Raw genomic sequence first — 16,591 nt, 5'->3', positions numbered from 1 at the left:
TAAAAAAGGGGATTAACCATTGGTTAATCCCCTTTTCCGCATTATGTGTAAAGGATTAAGCAGCGACAGCTTCTACTTTACGAGCGATTTTTGCTTTACCTACAGGTAGAACTTCACGACCAAATTCGTTGTTTAGTACTTGCGCCATTGCGAAGTAAATTGCACTTGCGCCACAGAAGATACCTTCGAAGCCAGCGATAGCACCGATCACTTCGCTACCAGTGAAATCACGAGCAGCAAGCAAGAAGAACAGGATAGTTAGAGAACCAAATACCACTTGCTTCGCTGTTGGGTAGCATAGAGAACCAATGAACATGAAACCAGTGAAGATGCCCCAAAGCGCTAGGTACCAACCCATAAAGCTTGCTGGGCTTGCAGGAAGACCCATGTGAGGCATTACGATCAAGCCTACTAGTGTTAGCCAAAATAGACCGTAAGAAGTAAACGCAGTTGTGCCGAACGTGTCGCCGCGTTTAAAGCACATGATGCCAACGATTACTTGGCTAAGGCCACCGTAAAAGATGCCCATCGCTAGAATCATAGAGTCAATTGGGAAAAATCCTGCATTATGAATATTGAGCAGAATAGTGGTCATACCGAAACCCATTAGACCTAGCGGTGCTGGGTTAGCCAGTTTTGTCGACATGTACAAATACCTTTTTTCAAAAATGTTGATAAAAAATGCGCGCGAATTTTAATGGGCGCCAGAACAAAAGAGAAAAACTGTTATTGAAAACTTAGATTCCATAAATAAACCACTACATATATAAAAAAAGACCCTGCGAAAAAGCAGAGTCTTTATATATGGTTAGGTTATTTTTCACTCGATTACTGGCAAGAAATCTCGTCCCAGAACCAGTTGCTCTGCGTTGGGCTTTCCCACACTCCAGGGCCATTTTTCGCAACAAAACATTTGTTTTGGTACGTCACTTTATCGCCGTTAGCGACTTGCGTTACGCCCGGCTCCCACTGAATAAAATTACCTGTCACTGGTGGTTCTGGCTCGGTTACTGGTGGCTCAGGTTCTGTGACGGGCGGTTCTGGCTCAGTCACCGGTGGTTCAGGTTCCGTTGTTGGCGGCTCCGTCGGAGTGCCTGAAACCAACTTCCAAGGGTCACCTTGCGTTGGCTCATTACCTTGTGACCACCATTTCGCTTCGTAAACAGCACCTTGGTAAGAAACTTGATCACCAGTGTTATACACTTTGCCTGCATCCCAAGCCGCCACGCCACCTACAGGTGGATCGACCGGATCTATAGGGTCTAACTTGTCAACTACACGAACTTCAGGCCAACCCGCATGAGATTGGTAGAAGTTAGTTACACATTTCTCATAATCACCTGCAACTAGCGCAGAGTAAGCCGTTTGGAAACCAACCAACTCACATTCAAACGAATGGCCTCCAGGGCGATCTGAGTAGTATTTCCAGTTACCATCCCAGTTGGTGTAAAGCACGTCTGTCGCACCATTTAGGTTCAGACTGCCGTAAGGCGTCTGCTGCCAACAAGTGTTTGTTTCATCAGCTTCAATTGGAATTTGATAATGGGCGGCAAGACCTTCCCAATAACGAATACGGTTAACAGGTTGACCTTTATCCTTGTTTTGCTCACCACACTCAATACCACCATTGATCACGTTGATGGTGGTACCAAAGCCGTAACCAATACCAGCATCAAGCTCACGCTGTGAAGGCACCCAAGTACGGTCAATCACATGCAGCATTGCAGGTTTCGGTGCTTGTGGAGTTAGGAAGAACCAGATAGCCGATGCTAAGTTCAACCATGAATCCGCAACCAAGCCTGGATTTTTTAGCAATACAGATGCATCACCATCAAACATCACTTCAGAGAACGCGCCATAGTTAAAATGGTAAGAAAGCTGTTTAGCACCACGTCCAAAGTAACCTTGTCCTGGTTCACATGGCCAACGCTTGTTTTGCCAGTCATTCTGACCACAACCTGTCGTGTAACCTTCTTGACCTTCTGACCAGCCCATTTCACGCACATGAACCAAAGCTTGCTGCCACTCTTCCAATCCAAGAGGGTTATCCGATACGTTATCAATCGAAATATGACCACCAGTTTCCTGCGCAAAGTGAGCAAAGGCTGTCACGATCGATTTTTTACAAATCGCATCCGAATCTCGACCATCCGTGTACTCACCACAGAATGCAGGGAACTTACCAATTGCACGTAGGAAACGCGTGTAAGTGTATTCAGGTGCCGCCATTTGAGTCAGGAAGTCCCACTCACTTTCAGGGAACACACGCTCTACACGCTTCACGTTTTCTGGATTGGTTGCCGCTCCTGGAACAATCGCCTCCACCACTGAGTTCGGGCGCGTCTCTAATGCTTGTGACCAAATGGCATACATAGGGTCAGAGGTTTTGCTTTGCTCTACGGCTTGAACGTCACCACGAGCAATGACATAACCGTTTGGATTCTGCGGATCGGGCTGGATATTCATACTCGCATTCGCTTGTGCAGCTAGGACACAACTCAATGCAAGAGGAAGATGTTTGAGTGCAAACATGTCTAGTCTCCGGATTTTAACAATACAATATACAAGGAATAACTAGACATATAGTGGATCATATATACAAAACGCCGAGCTAAGTGCGTTGATTCTGCGAGACAAAATGAATAAATAAGTCCTCGCACACATTTTGTCACAAGAAAAATGTTACCTTGACTCAAAAGAAAAGCGGAGACCCAATGAGCCTCCGCTTTATGATATTTCTATCTTTATTGTTCTCCCGAAACCACGTCTAGCTTCGCGGTTGATTTTTGTTTAGACAACACAAAATAAACCACACACTGAGCAACAATAGCGGCAAGCACAATCACTGGCGAGGCGTTGATTCCAGCTAAAAGGAAACACCCTAATGCAATCATTCCATTGAGTAATGCGTAAGGCAACTGTGTACGGAAGTGCTCATACTGCTCACACCCTGCCCCTGTCGACGACAAAATCGTCGTTTCAGAGATTGGAGAACAGTGGTCGCCAAACAGGCCACCAGATAACACTGCACCAATACAAACTAACAAAGGAGCATCAATCGCGACGGCCGTTGGGATCACCAATGGCATCATGATGGCGAATGTCCCCCAAGATGATCCCGTAGCGAACGAAATAATACCAGCAAGCAAAAAGGCGACTGCTGGCAATAGCCAATACGGGAAACTGGCTTGAGCTTGTTCAGCAATATATGCAGCTGCACCTAATTCTTTCCCAACCGAGCTAAGTGCCCAAGCCAATACCAAAATCACGGCTACAGACATCATGTTCGACATCCCTTTTAGGTAAACCTGAATGCCATCAGAGAGTTTTCTTACGCCATAAAACGCCATCAGCGCAATCAAAGTAAAGGCTGCGAAGAAATATGCCGAAGAAAGTGCAGCCCTGAACGTTGAGCCTGCTACTTTTTGAAATGGAAAACCGTGTGGTACGAGGATGGTACATAAAACCACCAGCATAACGAGCAAAGGTGCCCATACAAAACTAGATTTTGCATTTTTATGCGCAAACACATTCATGGACTCCTGCACTTTCCCAAAGTCGGAACCCTGCTCTGCTAGTTGTTCAGCCTTCGCCATCGGTCCGAAATCTAATTTGAAGAAAGAGACAATCGGCACAATCGCGATCGCAAGAAAGGCGTAAAACTGATACGGGATCGCGCCAATGAAAGCATCCCAGTCACTCATACTGACATTCAGGGCAGTAAACTCTTTTTGAATCAACCCCATGATGTAAACGCCCCATCCGATAAAAGGAATCAAGATTGCGACGGGAGAGGAAGTAGAATCGATAATAAAAGCTAATTTTTGGCGTGATACTTTTAACTTATCAAATAAAGGGCGAAAAACAGGACCAACAATCAACGGTGTACCAAGGTCAGAGAAGAAAATAACCACACCACCAAACCATGCGGACAGTTGAGCTTGGCATTTACTCGCCACCCATTGAGTAACCTTTTTAGCAAAAGCAACACCACCACCAGACTTTTCCATCAGCGCAACGAAACCACCAATGAACACTAATAACAAAATCACACCAGCGTTGTAGCTATCGGTAAGTTGCGGCAGTAGATAGCTTTTCATCAACGCACTAAACGAGTCTAGTGGTCCTTTTTCGACAAATGTCCCTTCGAGCATAGCGACACCACTCACCACACCGGCGAATAAACCAACAACGACATTTCTCGTCGTCAGCGCGAGGAAAAGAGTAATAAGGATGGGAATTAGAGAGGTAACTTCAGCCTGTTCCATAGCAATACCATTTATAATATTTAAACAATTAAAATGAATATATATTTAACTTTACCGCATGTATATATCTCCTGTAAAAAAGTTGAGTCCCCTATTCACAAATTTGAAGCACAAAAAAACCAGCCCGGAGGCTGGTTCTTATAAACTCAACAGTCTAGAGGAAAATTATTCCCACTCGATTGTCGCTGGTGGCTTACCTGAAATATCGTAAACAACACGTGAGATGCCATCAACTTCGTTGATAATACGGTTAGATACCTTACCTAGGAAGTCGTATGGTAGATGCGCCCAGTGTGCCGTCATAAAGTCGATGGTTTCTACTGCACGCAGTGATACAACCCAGTCGTATTTACGGCCATCGCCCATTACACCTACAGAGCGAACTGGTAGGAATACCGTGAACGCTTGAGATACTTTGTCATATAGGTCTGCAGCGTGAAGCTCTTCAATGAAGATAGCATCAGCACGACGTAGCAAGTCACAGTATTCTTTCTTGATTTCACCAAGAACACGAACACCTAGACCAGGACCTGGGAATGGGTGGCGGTAAAGCATGTTATAAGGCAGGCCTAGCTCTAGACCAATCTTACGTACTTCATCTTTGAACAGCTCACGTAGTGGCTCAACAAGACCCATTTCCATTTCATCTGGTAGACCGCCCACATTGTGGTGTGATTTTATCACGTGCGCTTTACCAGTCTTAGATGCCGCAGACTCGATTACGTCTGGGTAGATGGTACCTTGCGCTAGCCATTTTGCATTTTTCAGCTTTTTCGACTCTTCATCGAATACATCTACGAATACGTGGCCGATTGTCTTACGCTTCTCTTCAGGGTCAGACTTGCCTTTCAGTGCTTCAAGGAAACGATCTTCTGCATCAACTTTGATGATGTTTAGGCCGAACTTATCGCCAAACATATCCATCACTTGTTGACCTTCATTTAAACGAAGTAGACCGTTATCAACAAATACACACGTTAGCTTGTCGCCAATTGCGCGGTGCACCAGCATCGCAACAACAGATGAATCCACACCACCAGATAAGCCTAGGATAACTTCGTCGTCACCCACTTGCTCTTTAATGCGAGCAACCGCGTCTTCGATGATAGATTCCGATGTCCATAGACGCTCACAGCCACATACGCCAAGAACAAAGTTCTCAAGCATTTGTAGGCCACCTTTTGTGTGTGTCACTTCTGGGTGGAACTGAACGCCGTAGTATTTCTTCTCTTCGTTCGCCATCGCAGCATAAGGACAAGTATCTGTCTCACCAACTTTTACGAAATCGGCTGGGATCTCTACTACTTTGTCGCCGTGGCTCATCCAAACGTCTTGAGTTGCTTCAAGATCTTTAAATAGGGCACATTCACCAGAAACTTTAACCTGAGCGTAGCCAAACTCACGTTCGTTAGAGCCTGCTACTTTGCCACCTAGTTGTTCCGCCATAGTTTGCATGCCGTAACATACGCCAAGTAAAGGAACACCAGAATCAAACACATATTGAGGCGCGCGTGGAGAGTTCTCTTCCGTTACGCTTTCTGGACCGCCAGATAGGATAATGCCATCTGGGTTGAATTCGCGAATATCCGCTTCTTCTACATCCCAGCTCCATAGTTCACAGTAAACGCCGATTTCACGTACGCGGCGTGCTACTAATTGAGTGTACTGAGAACCGAAGTCCAAGATCAGAATACGTTGGTCATGGATATTTTTAGTCATTTTGAGCAGTCTTTTTAAGGCTAAGTGATTAAAACCGAGGCGAGTGTACTCGCCTCTTCTTAATGCTTCAAGGAAAAAGCAAACGTTTTCGTTAGGTAATTAGTTCCCTAGACGGTAGTTCGGCGCTTCCTTAGTAATTTGAACATCGTGTACATGAGACTCTTGCATACCTGCACCAGAGATACGTACAAATTCAGCTTTCGTACGCATATCTTCGATAGTTGCAGAACCAGTTAGACCCATGCTTGAACGTAGACCACCCATTTGTTGGTGTACGATCTCTTTTAGACGGCCTTTGTATGCGATACGACCTTCGATACCTTCTGGTACTAGCTTGTCCGCTGCGTTGTCAGACTGGAAGTAACGGTCAGAAGAACCTTGAGACATTGCACCAAGAGAACCCATGCCACGGTAAGACTTGTAAGAACGGCCGTTGTATAGAATCACTTCACCCGGCGCTTCTTCAGTGCCTGCAAACATAGAACCAACCATCACACATGATGCGCCCGCTACGATTGCTTTACAGATGTCACCTGAGAAACGGATACCACCGTCAGCGATAACTGGAATACCATAATCATTAGCCACTTCTGCCGCATCTGCGATTGCAGTGATTTGTGGAACCCCCACACCCGTTACAATACGAGTTGTACAGATAGAACCAGGGCCGATACCAACTTTCACTGCGCTTACGCCAGCTTCGATTAGTGCTTTAGCACCAGCACCTGTTGCTACGTTACCACCGATGATGTCTAGATCTGGGTAAGCTGCACGTGTTTCACGAATGCGGCTTAGAACACCTTCAGAATGACCGTGTGAAGAGTCGATAAGTAGAACGTCAACGCCAGCTTCAACTAGTGCAGCAACTCGCTCTTCGTTACCAGCACCAGCACCAACTGCTGCGCCAACACGTAGGCGACCACGCTCATCTTTACATGCGTTTGGTTTACGTTCTGCTTTGTGGAAGTCTTTCGCAGTAATCATACCGGTTAGTTGGAACTCATCATTCACAACCAATACTTTCTCTACGCGAGCTTCGTGCATTTTCTCTTGCACTTCTTCTCGTGTTGCACCTTCTTTAACTGCTGCCAACTTCTCTTTTGGCGTCATTACTGAAGATACTTTCTTAGAAAGGTCCGTCACAAAACGAACGTCACGACCAGTGATAATACCAACAAGCTCATTGCTCTCAGTGACAACAGGGAAACCTGCAAAACCATGCTTTTCAGTGAGCGCAACAACATCAGCGATGGTCGCGTCAGGGTTTACAGTAACCGCGTCAGTTACCATACCAGCTTCGAACTTCTTAACTTTACGAACTTCGGCTGCCTGCTGCTCAATAGACATGTTCTTGTGGATAAAGCCAATGCCACCCTCTTGCGCTAGCGCGATCGCTAGACGAGCTTCAGTAACAGTGTCCATAGACGCTGAAATCATTGGGATGTTTAGGGTGATGTTCTTAGTTAGCTGAGTGCGAAGATCAGCTGTGTTTGGGAGAACGGTGGAGTGTGCTGGCACAAGTAGTACGTCATCGAATGTCAGCGCTTCTTTGGCAATTCTTAGCATTTGCAATATCTCACAATTAGAGGAGTAAAAAGAACAATCCAATCTCATCGTTTCGCATAATGAGGGTAACCTGTGTTAGCAACAAGCTACATTTGGATTAGATATTGCGGAGGGATTATACGGTTAACGCAATCGCTTGACCACAAATTTTTTAATTTTTTTCTTGCAATTACCCCCTTGCTATGTATTATATTGCCGCTAATTTCCATACTCACGTCTAAGAGATTAGCTGTGCTCTCCAAGACCAATCAAAACATCTTTACTGTTTCTCGTCTCAACGCAGAAGTTCGTTTACTCCTTGAAAACGAAATGGGGATCGTTTGGCTCGTCGGAGAGATATCCAACTTTTCAGCTCCTGTCTCTGGTCACTGGTACCTCACTCTTAAAGACTCTCGCGCTCAAGTTAAATGTGCCATGTTTCGTGGTAACAATCGCCGCGTTACTTTCAAGCCCGCTAACGGTAATCAAGTCCTAGTAAAAGCTCGTCTTTCTCTTTATGAGCCTCGCGGTGACTACCAATTGATCATCGAAAGCATGCAACCGGAAGGTGACGGCCGTCTTCAGCAAGAGTTTGAAGAGCTGAAAATGAAGCTTGCCGCAGAAGGGTTGTTCGCTCAAACCAATAAGCAACCTTTGCCTGAACACCCAAAACGTGTTGGCGTCATCACATCGAAAACTGGTGCCGCGCTTTACGATATCTTAGACGTATTGAAACGTCGTGATCCTTCCCTACCCGTTGTGATTTATCCGACAGTGGTACAAGGTGAAGATGCAGCCATTCAAATCGCACAAGCCATTGGTTGCGCTAACAGCCGTGATGAATGTGATGTGCTAATTGTGGGCCGAGGTGGTGGTTCATTGGAAGACTTATGGTGCTTTAACAACGAGATATTAGCTCGCACGATTGCAGCAAGCCAAATTCCTATTATTAGCGCCGTTGGACATGAAGTCGACGTGACAATAGCTGATTTTGTCGCCGACGTACGCGCGCCTACTCCATCAGCAGCAGCTGAGCTAGTAAGCCGTGATAACAGCCACAAAGATCAAGCTTTAGTTACCCGCCAGCATAAGTTAGCGAGCGCGATGCGTTACTACCTAGCACAACAAAAGCAGCAATCTGCGCAATTAGTGCACCGTCTAGAGAGACAGCACCCAAGCTATCGCTTGCAGCGTCAGACGCAACAGTTAGATGAGTTGGACATGCGCTTACAGCGAGCGATGAGTCGTTTTATTGCCTTGCGTCAACAGCGAATCGAGCGTCAACATTATCGGCTGCAATTAAATTCTCCTGTAACACGCCTTGCCGAGCAGAAGTCGAAGCTAGAACGTGTTGAGCAAAAGCTCATGGATGCAATGGATCGCAAGTTACTGACTATGCGCCATCAACTCGCGATTGCTGCAGAGAAGTTAGACACCGTCAGCCCGCTAGCGACATTGAAACGAGGTTACTCAATTACTCAAACTGAGCAAGGTAAAGTGATTACTCAATCTTCAGATGTAAAATCGGGAGATGTATTGATTACTCGATTAGCCGAAGGCGACGTTCGTTCTACCGTTAACTGAATACAAACTCTGGTTAACTCATTTTCTGGAACTCAAATCGGACACGTGATTTTGATTTGAGTTCATTACACACATTACAAAAGTAACTCGCAGCACCGCATGCTTGCAGCTTCTCCAGCTCCGCCTCACAATCAGGGCAAAAACCTACTTTTTTAAAATCCGATTCACACTGTGCACAATGGTATTGTCCTGTCCATTCCAGTTCGACATTGCAAGTCGGGCAAATGTTCTGCAGCATATCCCGTTCCTCTCTCTAAACTAAGCAATTTCGATTAACGCATGCTACTCAAAATAACGAACAAGTATGTTGATCTTCATCACCGCCCCAACAAGTTTCACGAGGCGCTAACCATACTTGATAAGTAGGATCTTATACTGATCGTCTGATATTTACTCCTTGATCAGCGATCACCCCTTAAAAGAATATTTATATAACCACACACCGAAAGCATAAGTTACATATTCTGCATTCCAATTCAAGGCAGAATAAAAAACCTAATTTAAATTTAATCAAACGAAAAATTAGAATTTAATAAAAAGATCTTATTCAGAAAGCAGTGTTTACATTGGTGTGCATTTCGATAGTTTGAGCGTCGAGCTCAACGAGTTTAACTTGGATAAAAGCAAACTCATTTAAATGGCTCGCATGCGTTCCACCACAAGGGATTACCGCTAATTGACCTTCCCCTAAATCGCACTTCCAATAGCGAGAATCAGTTAATCTATCGCCGTGGCATTCCATGATGATCATCGCATCTCTTTGAAGCCATTCAACCAGTTGGCCATTCACTTTTTCTGCAATCGCCTGGAGGTCATTCAGCATATCTGCACTGTTTAATCCTCTTTTACGGAGTGTTTTGCCTAAACGGTACGTATCGAGGCACTTGTCTGGAGTAACATAACTCGTAACTTGTGCATAGCTATTAAAGTCATAATAACCATGTGGGTCTTTGCGGTCTGCGTCTTTTCGCCAATAGTCTTCCGCTAGCACTTTATTCAACGCCAAATACGCTAAGTGTCCTGCAGTGTGGCCTCGGCTCAAAGCATTTTGATAGTCTTTATCTACCGCTAATGTCACCAAGTCATTAATTGCAAGTGATTCCGTACGTGATAAAACATGCACGACGACAAACACCCAACCTTCAGCATCACGCTTTACAGGGATGTCACTACCCACATACAGAGCACCACTTTTCTGCTCTACTGCGCCCACTTGACAATCTACCACGTCATGCTCAGCCCCATTCACCTTCAACGTTCCTTTGTCTGCAGGGTGATCCGGCCATATGTGACTAACGGGATGGAACGGCGTGACATCTGTAATAACGTAAGTCACTTCTTCCGTAGATTGAACGAGCTGTATTTGTGCTTCTAATTGCCATGTTTGATGACAAAAACGAGTCTTTGTTGCTGTGATAGTCATTTTTACGATTACTTTTGATAAAAAAATACCCAAGTAGAAACTTGGGTATTCGAATTTCATTATTTATTGCGGTTTTTCACCATCGACATCATACGCTTACGTTTACGCTCTTGTGATAGCGTAAGCTTATTCGTACGGTTCTCGTATGGGTTATCACTGTTGTGGAAGTTAATGCGAATCGGTGTTCCCATAATTTCCAGAGACTTACGGAAGTAGTTCATAAGATAACGTTTATACGAATCTGGCAATTCACGAACCATGTTACCGTGGATAACAACGATCGGTGGATTGTAACCACCTGCGTGTGCGTATTTGAGTTTGATACGACGACCACGAACCATTGGCGGCTGGTGATCATCCACTGCCATCTTCATGATACGCGTCAGTACTGACGTACCCACACGCGTTGTCGCCGAGTTATATGCTTCTTGGATAGATTCAAACAAGTGACCAACGCCAGTACCGTGCAGCGCAGAGATAAAGTGGATACGCGCGAAATCGACGAATCCTAGACGGCGGTCCAGTTCTTTCTTCACGCTTTCTTTCACGTCACTGTCTAGACCATCCCACTTGTTAACGGCGATGACAATTGAGCGGCCAGCATTCAGTGCAAAACCAAGCAAGCTTAGGTCTTGGTCTGAAATATTTTCACGTGCATCAATCACCAGTAGAACGACGTTTGCATCTTCTACCGCTTTCAGCGTCTTAACAACAGAGAACTTTTCAACCGTTTCATTGATACGACCACGACGACGAACACCTGCGGTATCAATTAGTACGTATTCGCGTCCATCACGCTCCATCGGGATGTAGATAGAATCACGCGTCGTACCAGGCATATCGTATACAACCACACGTTCTTCACCCAGAATACGGTTAGTCAGTGTCGATTTACCTACGTTAGGACGACCGATGATCGCCAACTTAATCGGCTGCTCTTGAAGGCGCTTGAATTCAGCTTCTGCGTCTTCTTCAGTGTAATCTTCAACAAGAGGCTCTTCGTCTTCGAATCCAGTCAGGTCTTCAATCTCACCTTCTTCAGATTCACTTGTTAGTAGATCATCAAAGAATGGAGATAAAGCACGCTCAAGCAGAGCGGTCACACCACGGCCATGAGCGGCCGCAATCTGGTACATATCATCCACGCCGAGCTGCCAAAAATCAGCACACGCCGCATCGGCATCAATACCATCTATTTTGTTTACCACCAGCATCGCTGGCTTTTCAATTTTACGCAGATGCGCAGCAATTGCTGCATCTGAAGGTGTCAGACCAGCACGACCGTCAACAAGGAACAATACAACATCAGCCTCATCAATCGCGGCTAATGACTGTTCTGCCATCTTTGTTTCCACGCCTTCTTCTGTGCCATCAATACCGCCGGTATCAATCACAATGAATTCGTGCTCTTCACCAAGTCTCGCCTGGCCATACTTACGGTCTCGCGTTAGGCCTGGAAAGTCCGCAACCAACGCGTCACGAGTGCGTGTCAATCGGTTAAATAGTGTAGATTTACCTACGTTCGGACGCCCTACTAGAGCTACAACAGGTACCATAACAACCTCTACAATAATCTTTCTTCTGTAGTTATAGGTAACGACTTGCTCGATGCCAAATCAAACCAGCTTTTTACCTATAACCACGTCAGGGTTAATAAATTCAAACAACAAAACGGCTCCTAGCTGTCACCAGCCAGGAGCCGAATGTGAATTATATCACGATATTATTCGTTAATGGTTAGTTTCTTTACATCGCCGTTGCGAGTTGTAATCACATAACCATCCGACAATAACGTCGGGCCAACGGCCAAGCCGCTATCATCGATAAACTGCTGTGCAACAAATTCGCCCGTTGAGCGATCCATCCAGTGAAGGTAACCAAGCGTGTCACCGACAACGAGATAATTGCCGACAATAACTGGCGCTGTAAGTTGTCGGTGCTCAAGCAAGCTGTTTTCCCACAACTCAGTCCCACTTCGTGAATCAACGGCAACAACATGATCTTTTTCCGTTATCACAAAGATGCGGCTACCATCTGTAGAAATGTCTGTTGCAGATGAGTAATTACGCTTCCAAATCGGGTTCGCTGAACGCAAATCAATGGCGATAAGTTGACCATTGTATCCAATGGTGAAAAGAGTACCGCCTAACACAATTGGCGATGAATCAACATCAACCAAACGATCAATTTCTGTCGCGCCTTTTGGCGTACCAACAGGCTGTTGCCAAATCAGCTGACCACGCTCAACGATAGCAGCTGCGAGTCGGCCATTTGCCGTTCCCCAAAATACACCGCCGCCAATTGCAGTCGGAGTACTGTCACCACGTAAAGTTAGGTTCGGCACTTCTGTACTCAATGCCCAGCGTTGCTCACCAGTACTCTCATTAAGGGCAATCAACATGCCTCGGCTAGTATTGATGATAATAAGGCCTGAGTCTGCAACTGGCTTCGCCAGTACCTCACCACCAACTTTTACACGCCAAACAATTTCACCTGTTTCTTGGTCAAGAGAGATGACTTCACCATTCTCAGAGCCAATGTAAAGGTTTCCGTATGCTGCTGTGATACCACCAGAGAGACGAGCAATGACATCTTCTTCTAGGTCCGTTTGCCAACGTTGTTTACCGTTTTCAGGATCCAGCGCTTTTACTAAGCCATCGCGACTTGCCACGAACAATGTATCATTCGCAAATACAGGGGATAGCTTTGAAAAGTAATGACCAACACCATCGCCAACCGATGTACTCCACTCACTACTGGTTGTAAACTCACTGACTACCTGAGGTAGCGGCGCCATTACAATGGTATCTTTCTCACCAGCACAACCGGCAAGAATTCCCATTGTTAACGCCCCTAACAAGGCTTTGTTAAAGACTCTTTTCATCCAATGCGGTCCTTATTTCGCCAGATCGTCCAATTTCATTTGTAGTGTCGGGCTTGCGTCTGCCGCTTGCTGAGCTTCAGTATACGCAGCGTATGCGGCATCTTTGTCACCTTGGCGAATCGCAATATCGCCACGAAGTTCAGCAATACGACCTGTCCATGCTGCATCAGTGACGTTACTTAGCTCTGCCGTTGCAGCGTCGAAGTTACCCATTTCCGTTTCAATGCGCGCAATGCGGTAACTAATCAATGGTAACAGCGCAGCATCTTGAGTGTTGCTTTGCGCCCACTTCAATTGCTCTAATGCAGCAGAAAGATCTTGAGCTTCAACTTGCGCTTTAGCAAGTTGAAGCGCAGCCAATACTGAATATTCTTTTACTTCATTTGACTCAATGAAAGCTTTCACGTCAGCTTGAGCATCAGTACCTTTATCTTGCAAAGCATTCATTGCTGTCGTGTAGCTTTGAGAAGCTGCTTCACTCGCCTGAATCACAGAATCCTGGTAGTAACGCCAGCCAAATAGACCACCTAAGCCAACAACCGCACCGATGATGACGGCTTTGCCGTTTTCCTTCCACCAGTCTTTAATGGCTTCAACTTGTTGTTCTTCAGTATCGTAAAGTTCCACTTCCTGTCCTCTTAAAACATGTAAATGGCAGCTTAGCTGCCATTGTTCCTATTTCGTTTAAAGGCTCCACATTTGGGAGCCTTAGCTTACGAACTAGGATGTAATTTTGTTAGATTACTAAAAGACTTAAATCAGTGCTGCGATCTTTTCTGCAACTTCTGCTTGGTTGTAAGTCTCTTGCTCACCACCGGCCAAATCTTTCAGTACTACGGTATTATCCACAACTTCGTTTTCACCCAGAACTAATGCTACAACAGCACCAACTTTGTCTGCGCGTTTAAACTGTTTCTTGAAGTTACCGCCACCGAAGTGATTCATCACACGAACGCCAGGGATAGACTCACGAAGCAGTTCTGCTAGCTTCATTCCTGCCATCATGGTGCCTTCGCCTGCTGTTACTACGTAAACATCCACACTGCGACGAACATCTGTTAGCTCTAATGTTTCTAGCATCAGAACAAGACGCTCTAGGCCCATTGCAAAGCCAACTGCTGGTGTTGGTTTACCACCTAATTGCTCTACAAGACCATCGTAACGACCACCGCCACAAACGGTGCCTTGAGCACCTAGACTCTCAGTGATCCATTCAAATACCGTGCGGTTGTAGTAATCCAGACCACGAACTAGACGTTCGTTAACTGTGTATTCGATACCTGCGGCGTCTAAAAGTTCACATAGACCTGCGAAGTGTGCTTTAGATTCTTCACCTAAGTAATCTGAAAGGCGAGGTGCATCACCTAAAATAGCTTGAACGTCAGGGTTCTTCGTATCCAGAACACGCAGTGGGTTCGTGTGCATGCGACGCTTACAATCTTCGTCTAGCACATCAATATGTTGCTCAAGGAACGCAACCAGTGCAGTACGGTAGTCTGCGCGGTCTTCTTGAGAACCGATAGAGTTCAGCTCAAGACGAACATGTTCATTGATACCTAGCTCACGCCATAGTCGAGCCGTCATCATGATAAGCTCTGCATCAACATCTGGACCATTTAGACCAAACACCTCAACACCACACTGGTGGAATTGACGGTAACGACCTTTCTGCGGACGCTCATGACGGAACATAGGCCCCATGTACCACAGACGCTGTTCATCACGGTTGATAAGGCTGTTTTGAATACATGAACGTACACAACCCGCCGTACCTTCAGGGCGAAGTGTTAGGCTGTCTCCGTTACGATCATCAAAGGTGTACATTTCTTTTGAAACGACGTCTGTCTCTTCACCAACAGCGCGGCTGAATAGGTTTGTTTCTTCAACGATTGGCATGCGCACTTCGTTATAACCGTATGCGCTAATTACATTTTTCACTGTGTTTTCTAGTTTTTGCCACAGTGGCGACTGAGTTGGGAGGCAATCGTTCATGCCTCGAATTGCTTGAATTGTTTTTGCCACAATACTTACCGTAATTCTCGTTGAGATTAATCTTGTACTTTAACTTCGATGCGGTTTTCGCCATTCATCATGGCTGCTTTCGCACGGATCTTAGCTTCTAGCTGATTCACAAGGTCATCGTTATCAAAGCGTTCTTTCTGGCGTTTACCATCTTCGTAGAATGCGCTCTTCTTGTTACTACCTGCTAGACCTAAGTGAGAAACTTCTGCTTCACCAGGGCCGTTTACCACACAACCGATGATAGACACATCCATTGGCGTGATGATGTCTTCCAAACGCTGCTCAAGTGCGTTCACTGTACCAATCACATCAAATTCTTGGCGAGAACAACTTGGGCAAGCAATAAAGTTGATGCCTCGAGAGCGAATGCGCAGAGATTTAAGAATGTCGAAACCGACTTTGATTTCTTCAACTGGATCGGCAGCCAAAGAGATACGCAGCGTATCGCCGATCCCTTCAGACAACAGCATACCTAAGCCAACAGATGACTTAACAGCACCAGCACGAGCACCACCCGCTTCTGTAATACCCAAGTGAAGAGGCTGATCGATTTTCTTCGCTAGCAGACGGTATGAATCCACCGCAAGGAAGACGTCTGAAGCTTTCACGCTAACTTTAAATTGGTCAAAGTTAAGACGATCGAGATGATCTACGTGACGCATCGCCGATTCAACCAAAGCTTCTGGCGTTGGTTCACCGTATTTCATCTGTAAATCTTTTTCCAAAGATCCACCGTTGACACCAATACGGATTGGGATGTTTTTATCGCGAGCACAGTCAACAACAGCGCGAATGCGCTCTTCATTGCCAATGTTACCTGGGTTGATGCGTAAACAGTCAACACCGTACTCCGCCACTTTCAGCGCGATACGATAGTCGAAATGAATATCAGCCACTAATGGTACAGAAACTTGCTGTTTAATCAGTTTGAAAGCTTCTGCTGCGTCCATGGTAGGTACAGAAACTCGAACGATATCTGCACCGACTTTTTCTAGTGCTCGGATTTGAGCGACTGTCGCTTCTACGTCAGTCGTGCGAGTGTTAGTCATTGACTGTACGGCAATTGGCGCACCATCACCAATTGGCACATCACCCACATAAATACGCGTCGATTTACGACGAATAATTGGAGATTCGTGTTGCATA

Annotated in this window: 13 protein-coding genes; 1 reads left to right on the top strand and 12 read right to left on the bottom strand. The window is 45.6% G+C overall.

Translation table 11 applies throughout. The features are described 5' to 3' along the window. Nucleotides 1-55 precede the first annotated feature (55 nt). The 5 genes from L3V27_RS19405 to guaB all read right to left on the bottom strand — a co-directional run bounded on the left by L3V27_RS19405 (nt 56) and on the right by guaB (nt 7,553). Entirely contained in the window at nt 56-646 is a 591-nt protein-coding gene (locus tag L3V27_RS19405; RefSeq protein WP_005391518.1) for a GPR1/FUN34/YaaH family transporter, read from the bottom strand. A 182-nt stretch (nt 647-828) separates the two neighbouring features. Further along, complete coding sequence (locus L3V27_RS19400) at nt 829-2,532, bottom strand: chitinase (RefSeq protein WP_237312556.1); 1,704 nt, start codon at nt 2,530-2,532, stop codon at nt 829-831. Between the two features lie 212 nt (nt 2,533-2,744). Continuing rightward, complete coding sequence (locus L3V27_RS19395; protein ID WP_237312555.1) at nt 2,745-4,268, bottom strand: Na+/H+ antiporter NhaC family protein; 1,524 nt, start codon at nt 4,266-4,268, stop codon at nt 2,745-2,747. Between the two features lie 165 nt (nt 4,269-4,433). Further along, nucleotides 4,434-5,987 (bottom strand): glutamine-hydrolyzing GMP synthase, encoded by a 1,554-nt coding sequence (gene guaA / locus L3V27_RS19390; RefSeq protein ID WP_005391523.1) that lies wholly within the window; start codon nt 5,985-5,987, stop codon nt 4,434-4,436. Nucleotides 5,988-6,086: 99 nt separating this feature from the next. Beyond that, nucleotides 6,087-7,553, bottom strand: a complete 1,467-nt coding sequence (gene guaB / locus L3V27_RS19385; protein WP_005391524.1) for an IMP dehydrogenase — start codon at nt 7,551-7,553, stop codon at nt 6,087-6,089. 231 nt (nt 7,554-7,784) lie between these two features. Here guaB and xseA point away from each other — a divergent pair, with 231 nt between their 5' ends. Continuing rightward, on the top strand, nt 7,785-9,116 hold the full coding sequence (gene xseA, locus L3V27_RS19380; RefSeq protein ID WP_237312553.1) for an exodeoxyribonuclease VII large subunit: 1,332 nt from the start codon (nt 7,785-7,787) through the stop codon (nt 9,114-9,116). Nucleotides 9,117-9,129: 13 nt separating this feature from the next. On the opposite strand, the gene L3V27_RS19375 is transcribed toward xseA, so the two are convergent. From L3V27_RS19375 to ispG, 7 genes are all read right to left on the bottom strand, one after another. Further along, nucleotides 9,130-9,354, bottom strand: a complete 225-nt coding sequence (locus tag L3V27_RS19375; RefSeq protein WP_237312551.1) for a zinc ribbon domain-containing protein — start codon at nt 9,352-9,354, stop codon at nt 9,130-9,132. Nucleotides 9,355-9,663: 309 nt separating this feature from the next. Next, on the bottom strand, nt 9,664-10,539 hold the full coding sequence (locus L3V27_RS19370) for an alanyl-tRNA editing protein (RefSeq protein WP_237312549.1): 876 nt from the start codon (nt 10,537-10,539) through the stop codon (nt 9,664-9,666). A gap of 59 nt (nt 10,540-10,598) precedes the next feature. Next, nucleotides 10,599-12,095 (bottom strand): ribosome biogenesis GTPase Der, encoded by a 1,497-nt coding sequence (der, locus tag L3V27_RS19365; protein ID WP_005391527.1) that lies wholly within the window; start codon nt 12,093-12,095, stop codon nt 10,599-10,601. Nucleotides 12,096-12,262: 167 nt separating this feature from the next. Beyond that, entirely contained in the window at nt 12,263-13,423 is a 1,161-nt protein-coding gene (gene bamB, locus L3V27_RS19360) for an outer membrane protein assembly factor BamB (protein WP_237312548.1), read from the bottom strand. A gap of 12 nt (nt 13,424-13,435) precedes the next feature. Beyond that, nucleotides 13,436-14,050 carry a YfgM family protein gene (locus L3V27_RS19355; protein WP_005391529.1) on the bottom strand — a complete coding sequence of 205 codons (615 nt, stop codon included), beginning with the start codon at nt 14,048-14,050 and terminating at the stop codon, nt 13,436-13,438. 126 nt (nt 14,051-14,176) lie between these two features. Continuing rightward, nucleotides 14,177-15,445 (bottom strand): histidine--tRNA ligase, encoded by a 1,269-nt coding sequence (gene hisS, locus L3V27_RS19350; protein ID WP_237312547.1) that lies wholly within the window; start codon nt 15,443-15,445, stop codon nt 14,177-14,179. Nucleotides 15,446-15,471: 26 nt separating this feature from the next. Beyond that, nucleotides 15,472-16,590, bottom strand: coding sequence for a flavodoxin-dependent (E)-4-hydroxy-3-methylbut-2-enyl-diphosphate synthase (gene ispG, locus L3V27_RS19345; protein ID WP_005391537.1), 1,119 nt, complete (start codon nt 16,588-16,590; stop codon nt 15,472-15,474). Nucleotide 16,591: the final 1 nt, after the last annotated feature.

Origin of the sequence: Vibrio sp. J2-3(2022) (genome assembly GCF_021725735.1) — a bacterium.
Classification (GTDB): Bacteria; Pseudomonadota; Gammaproteobacteria; order Enterobacterales; family Vibrionaceae; genus Vibrio; species Vibrio diabolicus.
Note: the sequence above shows the minus strand (reverse complement) of the source record. Positions and strands in the feature narration are given on the sequence as shown.